Source organism: Colwellia sp. 1_MG-2023 (assembly GCF_030546755.1).
Classification (GTDB): domain Bacteria; phylum Pseudomonadota; class Gammaproteobacteria; order Enterobacterales; family Alteromonadaceae; genus Thalassotalea_H.
This window is the reverse complement of the sequence record NZ_JAUOPE010000001.1, coordinates 329,567-347,949: the sequence shown is the minus strand read 5'-3', so window position 1 is coordinate 347,949 and position 18,383 is coordinate 329,567. Positions and strand designations below refer to the sequence as shown.

Annotated in this window: 17 protein-coding genes and 1 tRNA gene; 3 read left to right on the top strand and 15 right to left on the bottom strand. The window is 36.3% G+C overall.

The window, feature by feature from the left end; genetic code table 11:
• Positions 1-23: 23 nt before the first annotated feature.
• The 6 genes from Q4493_RS01490 to Q4493_RS01465 form a co-directional block, all read right to left on the bottom strand.
• Positions 24-1,544: a Ppx/GppA phosphatase family protein gene (locus Q4493_RS01490; RefSeq protein WP_303448846.1), complete on the bottom strand. Its 1,521-nt coding sequence runs from the start codon at positions 1,542-1,544 to the stop codon at positions 24-26.
• 12 nt (positions 1,545-1,556) lie between these two features.
• Complete coding sequence (ppk1, locus tag Q4493_RS01485; RefSeq protein WP_303448845.1) at positions 1,557-3,686, bottom strand: polyphosphate kinase 1; 2,130 nt, start codon at positions 3,684-3,686, stop codon at positions 1,557-1,559.
• A 99-nt stretch (positions 3,687-3,785) separates the two neighbouring features.
• Positions 3,786-4,283, bottom strand: a complete 498-nt coding sequence (locus Q4493_RS01480; protein WP_303448844.1) for a glycine cleavage system protein R — start codon at positions 4,281-4,283, stop codon at positions 3,786-3,788.
• 48 nt (positions 4,284-4,331) lie between these two features.
• Positions 4,332-4,694 carry a PilZ domain-containing protein gene (locus tag Q4493_RS01475; protein ID WP_303448843.1) on the bottom strand — a complete coding sequence of 121 codons (363 nt, stop codon included), beginning with the start codon at positions 4,692-4,694 and terminating at the stop codon, positions 4,332-4,334.
• 128 nt (positions 4,695-4,822) lie between these two features.
• A complete protein-coding gene (gene ettA / locus Q4493_RS01470; protein ID WP_303448842.1) occupies positions 4,823-6,496 on the bottom strand; it encodes an energy-dependent translational throttle protein EttA in 1,674 nt (557 codons plus the stop codon).
• A 158-nt stretch (positions 6,497-6,654) separates the two neighbouring features.
• On the bottom strand, positions 6,655-6,819 hold the full coding sequence (locus Q4493_RS01465) for a hypothetical protein (RefSeq protein WP_303448841.1): 165 nt from the start codon (positions 6,817-6,819) through the stop codon (positions 6,655-6,657).
• A 129-nt stretch (positions 6,820-6,948) separates the two neighbouring features.
• On the opposite strand from Q4493_RS01465, the gene Q4493_RS01460 reads away from it, so the two are divergent.
• Positions 6,949-7,443, top strand: coding sequence for a GAF domain-containing protein (locus Q4493_RS01460; protein WP_303448840.1), 495 nt, complete (start codon positions 6,949-6,951; stop codon positions 7,441-7,443).
• 23 nt (positions 7,444-7,466) lie between these two features.
• On the opposite strand, the gene Q4493_RS01455 is transcribed toward Q4493_RS01460, so the two are convergent.
• The 7 genes from Q4493_RS01455 to tkt form a co-directional block, all read right to left on the bottom strand.
• Positions 7,467-7,877, bottom strand: coding sequence for a GNAT family N-acetyltransferase (locus tag Q4493_RS01455; protein ID WP_303448839.1), 411 nt, complete (start codon positions 7,875-7,877; stop codon positions 7,467-7,469).
• Between the two features lie 102 nt (positions 7,878-7,979).
• Positions 7,980-8,750 (bottom strand): YdiY family protein, encoded by a 771-nt coding sequence (locus Q4493_RS01450; protein WP_303448838.1) that lies wholly within the window; start codon positions 8,748-8,750, stop codon positions 7,980-7,982.
• On the bottom strand, positions 8,740-9,570 hold the full coding sequence (locus Q4493_RS01445) for a mechanosensitive ion channel family protein (protein ID WP_303448836.1): 831 nt from the start codon (positions 9,568-9,570) through the stop codon (positions 8,740-8,742). Before Q4493_RS01445 ends, Q4493_RS01450 begins: the two co-directional genes overlap by 11 nt.
• A 301-nt stretch (positions 9,571-9,871) precedes the next feature.
• Positions 9,872-10,936 carry a class II fructose-bisphosphate aldolase gene (fba, locus tag Q4493_RS01440; RefSeq protein ID WP_303448834.1) on the bottom strand — a complete coding sequence of 355 codons (1,065 nt, stop codon included), beginning with the start codon at positions 10,934-10,936 and terminating at the stop codon, positions 9,872-9,874.
• 404 nt (positions 10,937-11,340) lie between these two features.
• Positions 11,341-12,513, bottom strand: a complete 1,173-nt coding sequence (locus Q4493_RS01435; RefSeq protein WP_303448832.1) for a phosphoglycerate kinase — start codon at positions 12,511-12,513, stop codon at positions 11,341-11,343.
• Positions 12,514-12,566: 53 nt separating this feature from the next.
• Complete coding sequence (gene epd / locus Q4493_RS01430; RefSeq protein ID WP_303448831.1) at positions 12,567-13,580, bottom strand: erythrose-4-phosphate dehydrogenase; 1,014 nt, start codon at positions 13,578-13,580, stop codon at positions 12,567-12,569.
• A gap of 66 nt (positions 13,581-13,646) precedes the next feature.
• Positions 13,647-15,632 (bottom strand): transketolase, encoded by a 1,986-nt coding sequence (gene tkt / locus Q4493_RS01425; protein WP_303448830.1) that lies wholly within the window; start codon positions 15,630-15,632, stop codon positions 13,647-13,649.
• A gap of 402 nt (positions 15,633-16,034) precedes the next feature.
• Here tkt and Q4493_RS01420 point away from each other — a divergent pair, with 402 nt between their 5' ends.
• Positions 16,035-16,169, top strand: coding sequence for a hypothetical protein (locus Q4493_RS01420; RefSeq protein WP_303448829.1), 135 nt, complete (start codon positions 16,035-16,037; stop codon positions 16,167-16,169).
• Positions 16,170-16,335: 166 nt separating this feature from the next.
• On the opposite strand, the gene Q4493_RS01415 is transcribed toward Q4493_RS01420, so the two are convergent.
• Both Q4493_RS01415 and Q4493_RS01410 read right to left on the bottom strand, forming a co-directional pair.
• Positions 16,336-16,411: transfer RNA gene (locus Q4493_RS01415), tRNA-Arg, on the bottom strand.
• Between the two features lie 19 nt (positions 16,412-16,430).
• A complete protein-coding gene (locus Q4493_RS01410; protein ID WP_303448828.1) occupies positions 16,431-17,591 on the bottom strand; it encodes a flagella assembly protein FlgT in 1,161 nt (386 codons plus the stop codon).
• A gap of 195 nt (positions 17,592-17,786) precedes the next feature.
• On the opposite strand from Q4493_RS01410, the gene Q4493_RS01405 reads away from it, so the two are divergent.
• Positions 17,787-18,383: a FlgO family outer membrane protein gene (locus Q4493_RS01405; protein WP_303448827.1), complete on the top strand. Its 597-nt coding sequence runs from the start codon at positions 17,787-17,789 to the stop codon at positions 18,381-18,383.

Below are 18,383 nucleotides of genomic sequence, written 5' to 3'. Positions count from 1 at the left end.
ATTAACTGTATCATCTAACTCAATTAGTTCTTTATAGTTAGACGCATATTTAACGATAAGATAGCTTGTTTTTCATAAAACAGCTCGGTATCAATGATAGGTCGATCAAATAGCCATTGTTCTTTAAATGTTAGGGTTAACGTTTTCGGAGTATTACTAACCGCAAGTAAATAGTCGTCGTCTAAGTGCCGTTGTTGGCTGAGTAAGGCACTTAATCTGATGATGATTACAAGCTTTTCAAGGTTTGTAACATTTAATAAACTCCATTGTTCGTCATTTAAAGGAGTGATTTTTTTTCGTTGATTACCTACTAACCAAGCTAATGCCTTTTGCTGTTCTTGATTAAATCCAGGTAAGTCTGCTTGCTCAATAATATATTGCCCGTGCTTTTGATAACCTGAAGTGTTGATATCCAACCCCAACTCATGCAGTTTAATCGCAGACTGTAATAATTCTTGATAAATATTATCGTGAAGTTGCCATGCTTTCTTTACAGCAGTAAAAATTTTCATGGCAATTTGCTCTACCGCTAACGCGTGCGGGATATCTATATTAAATCGTTCAATGAAATCAGTAATTGTACGTTGCCGAACATTGTTATGTTGATTATTTTCAATGTGTTCGAACAATACGCCTTCACGCAGGGCGTATTGGCAGTAATCTAAACGGCTAATTTCCAGAACCTCCATTAGCGCAATTAAAATGGCAAGGCCAGCACAGATGACGGGACGACGACTTTCTTTTAAACCTTCAATTAAAAGCTCATCAAAATGATGAAAGTTAAGACATTGTAGTTTTAATGCATTGAGTTCTTTTAGGGTGATTGCATGAGGAATTTGTTGATTATAATTAATTATATTTACAATCGCTTTGATTGTACCTGATGTCCCAATAACGTGTTTCCATCCGAGTTTTTTAAAGCGTTTTGCTATGCTTTCAACCTGATGTTTCGCTTGGTGAATAGCTTGTTCAAATGCTTGGGCAGAGATGATGCCATTTTGAAAAAATTGTTGTTGGTAGCTGACACATCCAATATTTAAACTATCTAAGGCTTTAACTTTATATTGTTCACCTATAATGCATTCAGTACTGCCGCCACCAATATCAATAACGAGTTGTTGTTCATTATGTTGTCTATGGTGGGCAACACCTTGATAAATAAGTCGTGCTTCTTCATGTCCTGAAATTATTTCGATATTAAAGGGGAAAACCTTAGACGCCGCCTGAATAAATTTTCCTGAGTTTTGCGCTTGCCTTAGGGTATAAGTAGCAACAGCTCTAAAATTCTTTTTATTGATATTTTGCGTTGTGGTTGCAAGATTTTCGAGGGTTGATAAACCTCTTTCTATCGCCTCTTGTGAAAGGACATTGTTATGATCGAGCCCTTGTGCAAGCTTCACTCGGTATTTTTCACAATGAATAATTTGGACGTGTTCGCCTAGTTGCCTTGCTAAAACAAAATGGAAACTATTAGAGCCAATATCAAGCGCTGCTATATATTGTTCAGCAGGGATTGATGCTTCATTATTGCGGCTTGTCTTCATTGGTGACGTTTATTATTCCTCAGTGTTATGGTTTTGTTGTTGTGCCTGTAATAGTTGTTTTTCATGATCAACTAAATAATCATAAATAGCAATTTGTGAGCGAAGTGGTGCACGTTTGCCTGGTGAAACATAACGATTATTTTGTAGTTTATTAATAATGCGTGCTTTGACATTATCTTGAAACTGAATGTCTAACATATCGATAATTTGTTGTTTTAACACTTCATCATAGATAGGGCATGCTACTTCCACACGATGATCTATGTTTCTTTCCATCCAATCAGCTGAGGTAATAAATACTTGCTGATTACCATTATTATGAAAATGCATCACGCGAGGATGCTCTAAAAAGCGATCAACAATAGAAATAATTTTAATGTTATCACTCAGTCCTTTTATATTTGGGGTAAGTGAGCACATACCTCGAATGATGAGTCTTATTTTTACTCCCGCTTGGCTGGCGGTATATAACTTATTAATTAAACCATTATCTACCAAGTTATTGAGTTTTAACGTAATACCGGATTTTTGTTGTTGCTCAGCAATTTCTATTTCGTTATCGATGAGCTGATATAAACGCCGACGTGAGGTGAGCGGCGAAACGATTAGGTGATTAAAGCGAAATCGTAAATAACTGTGCGAAACAAAAGAAAAAATATTATCGACTTCTTGGCATATTTCTTTGTGTTTGGTAAACAAAGCAAAGTCGGTATAAATACGCGCATTGCTTTCATGGAAGTTTCCTGTACCGATATGAGCATAGCGTACTACTTTTTCGTCTTCTATTCGCGTGATCAAACATAATTTTGAATGTACTTTTAATGTTTCAATGCCTAACTCAACTTCGATACCCGCATCTTTCATCAATTTTGCCCATTCGATGTTTGCTTGTTCATCAAAACGGGCTTTCAATTCGATAACAACGGTAACTTTTTTGCCATTTTTTACCGCTTCAATAAGTGATTGAATTATGCGAGAGTGTTTCGCCACCCGATAAATGTTTATCTTTATATGACGTACAAGTGGGTCATAAGAGGCTTGTCGGACGAACTCGGTGAAATGTTTGAATTTATAGTAGGGATAATACAGTAAAATATCTTGTTTACTGATGGCATCAAATACAGAAGGATTCTGAGTGAAATGTGCAGAATCTAATGCTGGTAATTCTTTATTCTCAAGGTGTTTACCACCAAGGTTAGGAAATTTAATGAAATCTTTAAAGTGTCGATAGCGAACGCCTTGCGAAAGCGCTTCTTCATCTTTTATTTTTAACGATTTTCTTAAATATTCTGTCATGTGCACAGGCATATTTTGGTCATGTACGAGTCTTACTAAATCTGCCTTTAAGCGCTGCTTTAAACCTTTAGACATTTGATCTAATAAGCTTTCATCAAGATCATCCGTCAAGTTATATTCGGCATCACGGGTTAACTTCATCGAAAATGCTTCAATACGATCAAATGGAAAAACGCCGACAAATAGTTTTTTTATAAAATAGTGAACAACATCATCAAGTAACACGATGAATTTAGCGGTATTTTCCTGATCATTTTCATTAGGCAGTTCAATGAATCGTTTCACGTTCTCTCTGGGAATTTCTACTAACGCATAGTTAATATTTTTTTGATGGTGTAAAGCAACTAAAAAATAAATCCCGTCGTCATCGATACAGTTTGCTAGCTGCGTTTTCGAGTGAAGAATTATTGGGGTGATATGACGAATAATGCGATGTTCAAAATACTGTTTAAGCCAAGCGAGTTGCTGGGTATTTAGTTTTTCATTAAAGGTTTGATTGTGTTGATCATCAAAAATGGTATAAATATTTTCTTTGTTTAATAATGCAAAAATTTCTTGGGTGATTTGATTAAAGTTTTTAGTGAGAATATTAACTTTATTATTAATTTTTTTATTGATACTACGCCATCTATCTTTGGACGTTTCTTGAGCTGATTCTAAAATAGCTCGGCGGCGAACGTCGGCAACTCGTACTCGAAAAAATTCATCTAAATTAGAAGAGTAAATGCCTAAAAATCGAATACGTTCAATTAAAGGTACTGTTTGGTCTGCTGCCTCTTGCAGTACTCTTTCATTAAATGATAACCAACTGAGCTCTTTGTTAAACTTCATATCATCATCAATCATTGATAACTTATACTCATGTTTTTATCTAAAAGCATGAGTATAAAATAAAAATATTACAGTTATTTTACTTGTGTCTTATTTAGGTAACATTTTGATTATTTAACGTGAAATATCTACGATTAAATCATCTGCAAGACTTTCCAACGCATCAATTAAGGTGTCGATGGTATTTTTGTCGACAGAGATGGTTACTTTGGCTTTAAATAACTCTTGTCCTGAATGCGGGGCGCTGTCATGAGAACTCACGAGTTTTAATAAGTTTCCCCCTTGGCTATGAATCACTGAAGATATTTCTTGAACAATACCGGAGCGATCATTTGCTGTTAATTCAATTACAATATCAGCATGTGTACTCACTTGATCAGCATTAGCGATTTCAATATGGCATTTAAAATCTTGAATGCTTTGAATTTTATCAATTAAACTTTGTGATTGTTCTTCAGGTACTGCTATTTCTATAACACCTGAAAAATATCCAGATAAATGATGCAAACTACTGGTTTGCCAGTTTCCTTGATGTTGTTTTACTGAATTGGAAAGTGTGTCAACCAGTCCCGGACGATCAGGGCTGATAAATGAAATAATAAGGTGGTTCATAATGCGTCCTTTTACTATCAATAAAAAGAATGAGAAAAGTTAGATTGTTTAAGATTGACTGGTAAGTTGCGAAAGCTCTTTATTTAATTGACTGTCATCTCCTAAATTTAATTCAACAAGACGACGAAGGTGAGTCACACTGTCAATATCAATAGCGTTACATTGCAGGCCTATTTCATCCTGTTTAACATGAACAATGGCAACGTGCATAGCAACTGGCATCTCGCTATCAGCAAGTTGAAAAGTGAGTAAGCCAAGTTTGTTTTTAATTTGTTCTGCATTTTTAGGCGCGGTAACCAAAGCACCGTTTAATGAAATATCATGAATATTAACAGTATATGTTTGTTCTTCTACTTCCAATTGAGCATCGATTGAAAATAAGATTCGGGTAAATTGACGTCTATTTTCCATTGTACTGTTTAGTTTATGAATAGTTATATTCAGCATAGCCCCATTTTAAGAAAAAGGCATCTTTATTGCTCTATTTTTGAGGAAAAAAGATGCCTTAAATCAGAATATTAACTTTGAACTAGTGAAAGTTATCCGATTTTCTTATATTTAATGCGATGTGGTTCAACAGCGGCAGGGCCATAAGTTTTTTTCAGCCACTCATCGTATTCAGTAAAGTTACCTTCGAAAAAGTTGACTTGCCCTTCGTCACGATAGTCTAAAATGTGAGTGGCTATACGATCTAAGAACCAACGATCATGCGAGATAACCATAGCACAACCAGGGAATTCTAATATGGCTTCTTCTAGTGCACGTAATGTTTCAACATCTAAGTCATTGGTTGGTTCATCTAACAGTAATAAGTTACCACCGGTTTTCACTAGTTTTGCTAAATGTACTCGGTTTCGTTCACCACCAGATAAATCTTTAATGAATTTTTGTTGGTCATTCCCTTTAAAATTAAAGCGAGAGCAGTAAGCTCGACTTGGAATTTGGTAAGTACCAATTTCAATAATATCATGACCTTCTGAAATTTCTTGATAAACGGTATTCTCTTCACCCATGTCATCGCGAAATTGATCAACACTAGCAAGTTTTACTGTTTCGCCTAACTCAACAGTACCTGCATTAGGAGATTCTGCACCTGATAAAACTTTGAATAAAGTTGATTTACCTGCACCATTTGCTCCGATTATTCCAACGATAGCACCTTTAGGAATACTAAAACTAAGATCGTCAATTAATACGCGGTCACCATAAGATTTAACTAAGTTATTTACTTCTAAAATTTTGTCACCTAAACGCGGTCCAGGTGGAATATATAGCTCATTGGTTTCGTTACGCTTTTGATGCTCTTGATTATTGAGCTCTTCAAAGCGAGCCATTCGAGCTTTACTCTTTGCCTGTCTTGCTTTGGGATTAGAACGTACCCATTCAAGTTCTTGTTTGATGGTTTTTTGTAAGGCGTTTTCACTTTTTTGCTCTTGTTGCAAACGCGCATCTTTTTGTTCAAGCCATGAAGAATAATTACCTTCCCAAGGAATACCATGACCACGATCAAGTTCGAGTATCCAACCGGCAACATTATCAAGGAAATATCTATCATGCGTAATGGCGACAACAGTGCCAGAATAATCATGTAAGAATCGCTCTAACCAGGCAACAGATTCAGCATCTAAATGGTTAGTTGGTTCATCTAATAACAACATATCGGGTTTTTGAAGTAACAAATGGCATAAAGCAACACGACGACGTTCACCACCACTTAATACGGCTATTTTTTGATCCCACTCAGGTAAACGTAATGCATCTGCAGCACGTTCTAATACATTATCAATATTATGTCCGTCTTGGCTGTTTATTATGTCTTCTAATTCACCTTGTTCTTTAGCTAAGGCATCAAAGTCAGCGCCTTCTTCAGCATATTCGTTATATACTTGATCAAGACGTGCCATCGCATTTTTTACGGTTGAAACAGCATCTTCTACGACTTCACGAACGGTTTTTTCTTCATCGAGTTGAGGCTCTTGTGGGAGGTAGCCGATATTTGTCCCTGATAATGCGTTGGCTTCACCTTCAAACTCTTTATCTACGCCTGCCATGATACGTAATAAGGTTGATTTACCTGAACCATTTAAACCTAATACGCCAATTTTTGCGCCAGGAAAAAATGACAACGAAATATCTTTTAAAATCGTTTTTTTCGGAGGTACAACTTTTGAAACTCGGTTCATCGAGAATATAAATTTGTCTGGCAATGCCATGCGGAAACCTTTTATTTTGAAGAAGAAATTAACTGGTTAATATTTTAGGGGAAAGGTGCAGGGCAAGCAAATGAGATTTTGAAAAGACAAGACTAAAAAGTTGGTAAACACAAAGACAACATTGTAAATATCCAGACGCTTAATGTTGTCTTTAGTTGTTATGCACGAGCAGTATATAGTTGAAAAGCTCTGTCTAGTGCTTTTTCATTTAACATTCTTAACATGTCTTTATGAGATACATTGAAATGTTGTACCACTTCAGCGTCAATTTGTTTTTGAGACAATTTTACCGAATGTGCTTTTAATTCTAATTTAGCTTCCATTTGAATGCCCTTTTTAAGTGTCAGTAATTTTTATATCGGCAGCTTTGATTATTAATTTAGTTTTTAATATCCGCGAAATAGAATATTCAGGCTATAATTGAATTATTGATCATTTATTTGTTTCTATTTATGCCTCAATCAGAAAACCTTTCGCTTTATTTGAGTAACCCTCGAGTATCAATCAATGAAAAGTTACACAAAATATGTCGAGCGGTTAAGTCTGATGTTTCAGCTTGCGATCGCGTGAGTATTTGGCTTTTAAATGATGATTTTTCTGAAATGACGTCATTAATGTGTATTGATGAGAAAGGTACTAAATCGATGGGGGAAAAGTTATTTTCAAAAGATTTTGGCGATTATTTTGATCATATACTCAATCAAGAAATTCTAATTGCTTCTGATGCAAGAAACCATGATATTGCTAAGTGTTTCAATGTTGGTTATTTTGATGTTTATAATATTTATTCGCTACTTGATGTTACCTTTACTAAAGACAATGACACACCATTAGGGATTATTTGCTGTGAACGTACAGGTAATAAAACTGAGTGGACAAAGCAAGAAATAGATATAGTAAAAAGGATTTCTACGAAAGCGTCCTTGTTTATTAGTAATAACTATTAGAATAAACGTTAAAAAAGCGCTGGTTAAATAAATTTACACATTGCTTTACCCAATGGGTTACCCGAACGCTTGATATAACCATATTGAGAATAAAATTCTTCTTTACCTTGGGCTGATAATAACGCAATGGTTGCACCTTTCTTTGCCGTTTGGGCTAAATACTGCTCTATCTCTTGCATCAGTGTATGACCAATACCTCTTTGTTGAAATTGAGGTGATACCACAAGATCTTGAATATAAAAATACATGACACCGTCACCAATTACCCTAGCCATACCAATTAGTTTGTTTTCAAGGTAAACACTCACGTGAAATAATGATTGTTCAATACTTTGTTTAGCCATCACTAAATCGATAGTACCCCAGCCTACTTTCGCTCTTAACTCGACAAACGATTGAACGGTGGGTGGTTCATGTTTTATGAGGTAATTCATGCTAACTTTTATACTCTGTTGAAATTTCTGCTGAAAAAAAAGCAACCAATCAATCAAATGAAGTGGTTGCTTTTCAATACGTTTGTGTAGCTTAAAAATCGATTAAAAACTATAAACTAACGTCATCGCTGTTTGCGTATCAGTTCTATCGGTACCTTCATCAACTTCAGTATTGTGATCAAGAATAAATGAGAACTTTAATGCTAATGTTTCAATCAATTTTGTCGTAATTGACGTTTCAGCTTTGTATTTACTATTGTCGCCACTACCAGGTGCATATTTAGCACTTAAGAGTTGCTTAAAATTAACATGCTCATTAATTTTTCTTAAATATAACGCTTGAGCTTGGATAATAAATGCACTTTCCGTTTTACTTTCTATGGTATTTGTCGCTTTAATTACGTCACGTTTGTAACCAGGACCTATATCAGCAAATAATGAGGCTTTTTTGTTTTTAAACCATTCACGACCCCAACCTGCTGAAATTGAGCTTTGATTTTCAAAACTACTGAAGCGATTATCTTCATAGGAGATATTGCCATAGATATAGTTTTTACTGTTCTTATCTAAAGTATAATTGGTTTTAGATTCGACAGTCCATTTTTGATCTGAAGTATCAAATTCTTCATTGCCATCAACATCTGTTGTTTCAGTTTTCTTTACTAATAAATCAAAAGCTAACGTACTACGCCATAAAGCTTCTTCATATTTAACATCAAAACCTGTTTTTATATCAGCACTTTTAGTATTACCTGTTTTATACAACATCCCTAACTCGGCAGAAGCGGTTATGGGTGATTTTTCTTCATCTTCTTGTGCAAAACTGATGAAAGGCAGGCAGCATAAAGTTGCAAAAATAATTTTATGATTCATTTGAATTCTCTTGGTTTACATGTACAGATAGTTGTGGGTATGGGATTTCGATACCTGCTTCGTCTAATGCTAATTTAATGCTTTCTAATAATTCGAAGTATACAGGCCAGTAATTTTCAGTTTTAACCCATGGACGAACGACAAAGTTTACTGAATTATCAGCAAGTTCACTTACTCCAATAGTCACGGCTTGATCTTTAAGAACTAGCTCATGATTTGAAGTGATTTGAGTTAAAATATCTCGTGTTTTTGCAAGGTCTGCGTCATAACTAACACCTATGACTAAATCGATACGTCTTGTTGGCTTTCTTGAGTAGTTGGTAATAGTACCACTGGTAATAGAGCCATTAGGAATAATTACGGTTTTGTTGTCGCCAGTACGAAGTTGGGTAGAGAAAATATTCACTTCTTCAACAACACCTGCAGTACCTGATACTTCGACAAAATCACCCGATTTAAAAGGTTTTAGAGTAATCAGTAGAATTCCTGACGCAAAGTTTGATAACGAGCCTTGTAAAGCCAAACCAATAGCTAAACCTGCAGCACCTACAATAGCTACCAGTGAAGAAGTGTTAAAACCTAAATGTGAAATAGCAGCAATAAATGAAACTAAAATAACGAGCCCGTAAACCAAACTCGAAATAAAAGAAATAACGGTATTGTCAACTTGTTTATGTTCAAGTAACTTTTGCACGCCTTTGCGAATCAGTTTGGCAATAATTTTACCGATGAATAAGATCAGTAAAGCTACAACAAATTGAACAGCCATATCTTGCAGCATAGTTTGGTTTTCATTAAACCAAGAGGTGATAAATTCCATAAAAAACTCCTATTTATTTTGTGTGCGAATTATAATCAATCACAATGAGCATACCAACTATAATTTGTGAAATTGGCTATAAAAGAAAGGATTAACGTTAAATTACCTGATATTTGTTAAGGAATTGTTACTATTATTCTACAAATGAATGCCTTAATGCTAATAAGGTAATGACTGGTTTAAGTGATATAAATACAATGAAAAATGGCGATATCAGATTGATAGCGCCATTTCTATTAGATTGTTTAACTTGGGTATATTGAACTTAACACTTATGATCTAAGTTTATTGATAATCAAACTTATTTGATAAGGGCATCCAATTCGCCACGATTATATTTCTCAAACATATTATCAAGTGAAATAGGTTTTATTTTATCCGCATTACCTGCCGTACCAAATGCTTCATAACGAGCAACACAAATCTCAGTCATTGCTTTGGTTGTTTCTGCTAAAAACTTGCGTGGATCAAATTCGCTTGGGTTTTGTGCTAAAAATCGACGTGTGGCACCCGTAGAAGCTAAACGTAAATCAGTGTCGATGTTAACTTTACGAACACCGTATTTAATACCTTCACAAATTTGTTCAACCGGTACACCATAAGTTTCAGGGATTTCGCCGCCAAATTCGTTGATAATAGTTAACCAATCTTGTGGAACCGATGAAGAGCCGTGCATAACTAAATGGGTATTTGGAATACGAGCATGAATTGCTTTAATGCGGTCAATAGCTAAAATATCACCTGTTGGTGGACGAGTAAATTTGTATGCACCATGAGAAGTACCACAAGCAATAGCTAAAGCGTCTACTTGTGTTTTCTTGACAAAATCCGCCGCTTCTTCAGGATCCGTTAACATTTGATCCATAGTTAACTTACCTGCTGCGCCAATACCGTCTTCTTCACCGGCTTCGCCAGTTTCTAAAGAGCCTAAACAACCTAACTCACCTTCAACTGAAACGCCACAAGCGTGTGCCATTTCAACCGTTCTACGAGTAACATCTACATTGTATTCGTAACTTGCAGGAGTTTTACCATCATCCATCAATGAACCATCCATCATGACAGATGAAAAGCCTAATTGAATAGAACGTTGACAAACACTAGGTGAAGTGCCGTGATCTTGATGCATAACAATAGGAATATGAGGGAATTCTTCTATCGCGGCTAAAATTAAATGACGTAAAAAAGGAGCCCCTGCATATTTACGTGCTCCCGCAGAGCCTTGCAATATAACAGGGCTATTGGTTTTATCTGCGGCAATCATAATTGCACGAACTTGCTCTAAATTATTAACATTAAATGCAGGGATTCCGTATCCGTTTTCCGCTGCGTGATCTAACATCTGGCGCATAGAGACTAAAGCCATGAATGAACTCCTAAGTTATCATTGTAACAATACACACTATAAATAAGTTTCATAACGAAACAATATTCTTTCAAGTCGTAATTGTATCAGAAAAAAAAACACTTTGGCACTAACTAAAACGATCATAAGTATATATTTAAGTAGTATTTGTTCTAATTTCAGGACGCGATTTTAAAAATTACTGAAAAATAACGAGATAAACGAAAGGTGAACGAAAGATAATATCGTTGTTTTATTATTTTAATACGAAACAACTTTATCGATTTGAGGTGAAAAAAGCTTACTTTAAAAAGGAGATAGAAGTAATTTTCTAGTGGATTAACAAAATTTTGTTTGCAACAAAAAATCCACAGCTAATGACTGTGGATTTTTTACATATAAACTTAACAATAAATAAAAGATTATTATTTTGCGCGCTGCTCTAATATTTCAACTGCGGGTAATTTTTTTCCTTCTAAAAACTCAAGGAATGCCCCACCACCTGTAGAAATGTAAGAAACTTTATCTGCAATATCATACTTATCTACTGCTGCTAACGTGTCGCCACCACCAGCAATGGAAAAAGCAGAACTGTCAGCAATAGCATGAGAGATAATTTCTGTGCCCTTAGCAAAGGCATCAATTTCAAAAACGCCAACGGGGCCGTTCCATAAGATTGTTCCGGCAGACTTTATTATTGCAGCAACTTTTTCCGCGGTTTTTGGACCGTAATCAATAATGTCATCTTCTGCTGAAACTTCAGATAACGCTTTGATTTGTGTCTTAGAATCATGTTTCCAGTCACTAAAGCCATCTCTTGTTACGGTAACGTCATCGGCAAAAATGACTTGCGTTTCTTGACAAAGACGTTGTGCTTCAGGGATTAAATCTTTTTCATATAAAGAGTTACCTACTTCATTTCCGGCAGAAGCGACAAAAGTATTTGAGATACCACCACCAACGACTAACGTATCAGCAATTTTTGATAATGAATCTAAAACCGTTAGTTTCGTTGAAACCTTTGAACCACCAACAATAGCCACTAATGGACGAGCAGGATTATCAAGTGCTTTGCCTAAAGCGTCTAACTCAGCGGTTAATAAAGGACCTGCACAGGCAATAGGAGCAAATTTAGCAACGCCATGTGTACTGGCTTGTGCGCGATGAGCGGTACCAAAAGCATCCATTACAAATACATCACATAATGCAGCAAGTTTTTTTGCTAACTCGTCGTCATTTTTCTTTTCGCCGATATTGAAACGTACGTTTTCGAACACGGCTAATTCACCCGCGCCAACTTCTGCGCCTTCTAAGTAGTCACTGACTAATTTAACCGGTGATGAAAGTGCTTCTGTTAAGTAATTAACCACAGGTTGTAATGAAAATTCTTGATTAAACTCACCTTCGGTAGGGCGGCCAAGGTGAGACATTACCATCACTTTTGCTCCTGCATCTAAGGCAAGTTTTATGGTGGGTAATGCGGCTCTTAAACGAGCATCAGAAGTTACTTTTCCTTCACTAATTGGCACATTTAAATCTTCACGAATTAAGACTCTTTTTCCTGCTAAATCTAAATCGGTCATTTTAATAACTGACATGGTTAATTTCCTGTTCGTTAATGTTTATAAATCTAAATACTAAAGTTTATTTTTTAAAGTAGGGTAGACATAACCCTTGTGGTATCTAACATTCTGTTGGCAAAGCCCCATTCGTTATCACACCACACTAACATCTTTACTAAGCGTTTATGACTCACCCTCGTTTGATTACCATCTACGATGGCTGAATGAGGATCATGATTAAAATCAATTGAAACAAGTGGTTCTTCAGTATAACCAAGGATCCCTTGTAAACCATTATTTTGCGCGTTGATGATTGCCTGATTTATATCGGCAATTGAAACATCGTTTGAAACGGTTAAGCTTAAATCCATCGCGGTTACATTGATCGTCGGTACGCGCACTGCAATAGCTTCAAAACGACCAGAAAATTTAGGTAATATTCGCTCAATACCTATGGAAAGTTTAGTATCTACCGGAATAATTGACTGACTCGCCGCGCGTGATCTGCGCAGGTCCGGATGATAAGCATCAATTACTTGTTGATCATGCATTGAGGAATGAATCGTGGTGATTGAGCCACTTTCTACGCCGAAAGCTTCATCAATAACTTTAATAACGGGCACGATACAATTGGTGGTGCATGAACCGTTGCTAACAATATTATCTGAAACGGTTAACGTTTTCTCATTTACCCCATAAATGATGGTGGCATCAACATCATTAGCGGCTGGATGTGAATAGAGTACTTTTTTAGCGCCGTTTGCGATATGTTGTAAACCATCGTCTTTGCTTGCATAAAAACCCGTACAATCTAACACTATATCAACTTGTTTTTCGGACCAGTTTATATCTTGAAAGTTTTTATGATGAGAAAGTAACACATCATCACCCGCGATATTTAAATGATCACCATTGAGTTGTACCGAAAACGAAAATCGACCATGAGTACTGTCATACTTTAATAAGTGGGCAATACCTTCTGGATCAGCAATTTCATTGATAGCAACTAACTTTATATCAGCGCTATGATTATTTTCATACAGGGCGCGAGCAACACTTCGGCCGATACGACCAAAACCGTTAATAGCAATATTTACAGGCATAAAGAAAGATCATTTAAGAGAATTAATTGGCATCCTAGATAGTTGATTACTAGGATGCCTAAAAGTTTAAGCGAGGTTATTTACTGCATTTACGACATTATCAACAGTAAAACCAAAGTGCTCTAATAATACGCCACCCGGTGCTGATTCACCAAACGTAGTCATACCAACAACACCGCCATTAAAGCCAACATATTTATACCAAAAATCAGTATGCGCCGCTTCAATTGCCACACGTTTTGTTACTGAACTAGGTAATACTGACTCTTTATATTGGGCATCTTGCGCATCAAATATGTTGGTTGAAGGCATAGAGACAACGCGAACGTGGTCACCTAGTGCTTCAGCTGCTTTAATTGCAAGGGCTACTTCAGAGCCAGTTGCAATTAAAATAATTTCAGGTGTGCCTTGGCTGTCACGTAAAATGTAACCACCTTTTTCAATTAATGATACTTGTTCAGCTGTACGAGCTTGTGCTGGTAAACCTTGACGAGAAAATATTAATGACGTTGGTGCATTTTGACGTTCAACGGCATTTTTCCATGCAACAGCAGACTCAGTGGCATCTGCAGGGCGCCATGTCACCATATTGGGTGTAGTACGTAAATTTGTTAGTTGCTCAATTGGTTGATGAGTTGGACCATCTTCACCTTGACCAATTGAGTCATGGGTATAAACAAAGATATTTTGTATGCCCATTAATGCCGACATACGCACTGCATTTCGCGCATATTCCATAAACATCATGAAAGTAGCACCGTAATTGATAAAGCCGCCATGAAGTGAAATACCATTCATAATGCCAGACATACCAAATTCACGAACACCGTAGAAAATGTAGTTACCCGCAGCATCGTCTTGAATACCTTTTGAACCCGACCATAACGTAAGGTTGGAGCCGGCTAAATCAGCTGAACCACCTAATAATTCAGGCAGCATAGCGCCAAATTCTTCGATAATATTTTGTGATGCTTTACGAGAAGCGATATTTTCTGATTTGTCTTGGCATTGTTGAATAAAAGCATTGGCTTTTTCTTCAAATTCTTGTGGTAACTCACCTTTTAAAACACGACGCTCGTATTCAGCGGCTAGTGCAGGGTGAGCGGCTTGATAAGCCGCGAATTTTTCATTCCAAGCAACTTGGCTTGATTGACCTTTTTCTTTTTGATCCCAATCAGCATATATATCTGCAGGAACTTCAAAAGGACCATGAGACCAATTTAATTTTTCACGTGTTAACGCAATTTCGTCATCGCCTAATGGTGCACCGTGACAATCGTGTGTACCTTCTTTATTTGGCGAACCAAAACCGATAATTGTTTTACAACAAATCATGGTTGGCTTATCTGTGATTGATTTAGCTTCTTCAATAGCCGCAGTAATTGCTTGAGGATCATGACCATCAACATCAGCAATAACGTGCCAACCGTATGAAGCAAAACGTTGTGGTGTGTTATCGGTAAACCAACCTTCTACTTCGCCATCAATAGAAATACCATTATCATCCCAAAACGCAATAAGCTTACCTAGCCCTAAAGTGCCGGCAAGAGAACACGCTTCGTGAGAAATACCTTCCATTAAACAGCCATCACCTAAAAAGCAATATGTGAAATGATCAACAATATCGTGTCCATCTCTATTAAATTGCGCTGCTAATGTTTTTTCCGCGATAGCCATACCAACCGCATTTGAAATACCAGCCCCTAAAGGACCTGTGGTAGTTTCAACGCCTGGTGTGTAGCCATATTCTGGGTGACCAGGAGTTTTAGAATGTAATTGACGAAAGTTTTTAATTTCTTCAATTGGTAAGTCATAACCTGTTAAATGTAAAAGAGAATAGATAAGCATTGAGCCGTGACCATTAGATAAAATAAAACGGTCGCGATCAGCCCAATTAGGATCGCTAGGGTTATGCTTTAAAAAATCACGCCACAGTACCTCGGCGATGTCAGCCATGCCCATTGGGGCACCAGGGTGACCAGATTTTGCTTTTTGTACTGCATCCATACTTAATACACGGATGGCATTGGCGAGTTCTTGACGCGACGGCATAATTGCTCCAACTATTCTAATTTTTGATGGGGGTATAAAAAAGTGCCGCTATTTTCGCCTAGAGTAGCCCCTCACTGCAAATGTTATTACGTTATTTGTTATATTTTCTTCTAAAAATGGTTGTTTCTTCTGTGTAATATTTCAGTAAAAGGAAGCATTCTCAATTTTCTGGTTGAAAATGTTGCCGATATTTGAAGGAGGGGATACGCTTATCGGTTTTATTTTATTAATCGGTAAAGATGATATTTTGCTTGCTTTGGGGTGTTTTGATGCTCTTATTGATTAATTACCGTTATTTTAATGGTTTTTCTATTAAAATCATTGAAATAGCAAAATGAATCGTATAAGTTTTAACCGCAGTAAAAATTTAATAATAAAAAAATCCTTGCTAGCAGGTCAATAATGAATAAATCGCCTTCGAAAGGGATCAAACTGACAACAGTAATATTTGCGGTATTAGTATTAGCTTTGTCAGCGATATTGAGCAATACCTCAGTAGCAGATGACATGGATGTAGTAACAGAGCAATCGAATTAGATGTTTCGTGCGTATGATAATTGAAACCCCACAAAAGTGGGGTTTTTTATTTATATCGCTATATTAAAAAATTTTTGAAGAAGAATAATAATCTGTATTTCATAACCCTAAAGAGAATATTTCAAATTATTTATCTATAACTATTCAATATTAACATACATTGCTATGGCGTCCCCACCAGGACTCGAACCTGGAGTAGCAGCTTAGGAGGCCGCAGTTTTATCCAGTTAAACTATGAGGACACATTCGCATGAAAAATTATTAATATCTTACTGCTAAATCTTGTAATTGAATATTATCTAAAACCTCACCTTTAGAGCTGATTGCTGTGGCACTTTCTTCTGACACTTGCACAACTTTTACGGTGAAAGGGCTAACATTAAAACCAGCGTAAGTTTTACCAAAGTCAGTAGTGAAGTTTTTTATATGTAGTAAAGAAAATTCATCACCTTCTTTTACACCCTGGCGTTTACCAAGGTTTATCATCACTTCATTGCCAGAAACTTTTACTATTTTTCCTCGGGTTGGTTGACACATCATATTATCGTCAATATCGGTTATCACGGTATTTAAGGTTTGATCTATGATATTGCCGTATTCACCTTGCCAAAAGGTAGCTGAATTAACATCTACTTGCGCGCGTTTTGAAAAGTTCCAAGGTGCAGAGTTTTTGTAAGATTGCCTAAAAACCAATTCACCATTACTTCCGTTGTATATAAAGACACTTAAATTAAACTGACGGTCGTAAATATCTTTCTGCCAGAATTGCCAACTATTATTTTCGACGCTAGCAAATGAAATATCATCAATTTCAGAAAATAATACATATTGACTATCGCTAAGGTCTGCTAAAGATAAGGTAATATTTTTAATTTTCTCTGCTTGTAAACTATCATTATATCTTGAGAACTCGGTACTATTATTAAGCGCAAGTTTAGTGTCGAGATATAAGCCATCGTGATTAATTTTTTTTGCAAGCCTTTTGGCAAGTACCGTATCCAAAGAATAAATTCCACCGATGTTTGCTTGCTCTCGGATTTTTATATGACTTTTAGTGATCAATAACGATTTTCGGTAATCAGCGGAGAAACATTGCCGTTCTTTAGGGAAAATATCGGCACGTATAGTCACTGTTACCACATTGCCACTGTATGTCTCATCAACTAATTCAAATGAATTGACTTCACCACTGGCTCTGATACTGATTTCATCTTGAGTTAACAAACCGTTGACTACTTGTTGAACACTAGACACCGACGCGCCGGCGACTAAAAGCGCTTTTTTTAATGCATTTTCGATCGCTTGAGTTTTTGCCTGCTTATTTGAACTATTAATAATGGCATGACCTTGTGTTTCATACCATTGTGCACATACTGGGACATTTATTAATGCAGTAAATATGAAAAAGATTAAGCTGCGCATATGAATCTCTACTTCAATTTTGAGTACGTTACCTATTATTTGGATATATGCACGTTTTATGCCTAAAAACCGCTGAGTTAAAGTTGGCGTAATTTATGCTTAGTTAAAACGTAAAATATCGTGTTGTAATTGAAGGGGAGTCCAATGAAAAATTGGCTAATAATTATATTGGTACCGACTTTGGTATCCTGCAGTATGCTTTCATCTGATGATGATTTTTATCGTATTTCACAACAAGAAAAAAGTGAAATAGATAGTTTTGAATTACCTAAGCATGCGATCAACGATGTCGTAAAAGGCTTAGCTTATCAAATGCTTGAAAGCAGCTCATTTGTAAACCCTCAAACGCCTATCGCGGTAGCCTCGTTTGTTGATTTAAACGATTTGGAATCGACTAATTGGCTAGGTAATCAACTTTCAGAAAGCTTTGTGCATGAGTTGCAACGACACGGTTTAATTCTAGTAGACTTCAAAACTACCGGGCATATTCGTGTGACTAAAGAAGGTGATTATGTTTTTAGTCGAGATTGGAAAGAGTTACCTGAACGCCAGATAATTGACTATGTGGTGACAGGAACCATGATGAAACAAGAAAGTGGCATTTTGGTTAATGCACGAATGATCGGCATGCAGTCTAGAGTAGTAGTAGCAACAGCCCAATCATTTATTCCTAATTGGGTTCTTGGGGATGAGATACATCGTAATGAAAGTGTTAGAATCAAAGATGGTATGATTTTAAGGCAAAGTGACATGCTTTCTGAAGATGCTCGAGCAGTAGAAATTCATCAATAG

Coding starts and splice junctions, on each gene's coding strand:
- Q4493_RS01435 (WP_303448832.1), bottom strand. CDS start 12,513: ATGTCAGTTATTAAAATGACCGATTTAGATTTAGCAGGAAAAAGAGTC.
- Q4493_RS01490 (WP_303448846.1), bottom strand. CDS start 1,544: ATGAAGACAAGCCGCAATAATGAAGCATCAATCCCTGCTGAACAATAT.
- Q4493_RS01450 (WP_303448838.1), bottom strand. CDS start 8,750: ATGAATCATAAAATTATTTTTGCAACTTTATGCTGCCTGCCTTTCATC.
- Q4493_RS01480 (WP_303448844.1), bottom strand. CDS start 4,283: ATGAACCACCTTATTATTTCATTTATCAGCCCTGATCGTCCGGGACTG.
- Q4493_RS01455 (WP_303448839.1), bottom strand. CDS start 7,877: ATGAATTACCTCATAAAACATGAACCACCCACCGTTCAATCGTTTGTC.
- Q4493_RS01465 (WP_303448841.1), bottom strand. CDS start 6,819: ATGGAAGCTAAATTAGAATTAAAAGCACATTCGGTAAAATTGTCTCAA.
- epd (WP_303448831.1), bottom strand. CDS start 13,580: ATGCCTGTAAATATTGCTATTAACGGTTTTGGTCGTATCGGCCGAAGT.
- Q4493_RS01445 (WP_303448836.1), bottom strand. CDS start 9,570: ATGGAATTTATCACCTCTTGGTTTAATGAAAACCAAACTATGCTGCAA.
- Q4493_RS01420 (WP_303448829.1), top strand. CDS start 16,035: ATGAATAAATCGCCTTCGAAAGGGATCAAACTGACAACAGTAATATTT.
- Q4493_RS01475 (WP_303448843.1), bottom strand. CDS start 4,694: ATGGAAAATAGACGTCAATTTACCCGAATCTTATTTTCAATCGATGCT.
- tkt (WP_303448830.1), bottom strand. CDS start 15,632: ATGCCGTCGCGTCAAGAACTCGCCAATGCCATCCGTGTATTAAGTATG.
- ettA (WP_303448842.1), bottom strand. CDS start 6,496: ATGGCATTGCCAGACAAATTTATATTCTCGATGAACCGAGTTTCAAAA.
- fba (WP_303448834.1), bottom strand. CDS start 10,936: ATGGCTTTAGTCTCTATGCGCCAGATGTTAGATCACGCAGCGGAAAAC.
- ppk1 (WP_303448845.1), bottom strand. CDS start 3,686: ATGATTGATGATGATATGAAGTTTAACAAAGAGCTCAGTTGGTTATCA.
- Q4493_RS01410 (WP_303448828.1), bottom strand. CDS start 17,591: ATGCGCAGCTTAATCTTTTTCATATTTACTGCATTAATAAATGTCCCA.
- Q4493_RS01405 (WP_303448827.1), top strand. CDS start 17,787: ATGCTTTCATCTGATGATGATTTTTATCGTATTTCACAACAAGAAAAA.
- Q4493_RS01460 (WP_303448840.1), top strand. CDS start 6,949: ATGCCTCAATCAGAAAACCTTTCGCTTTATTTGAGTAACCCTCGAGTA.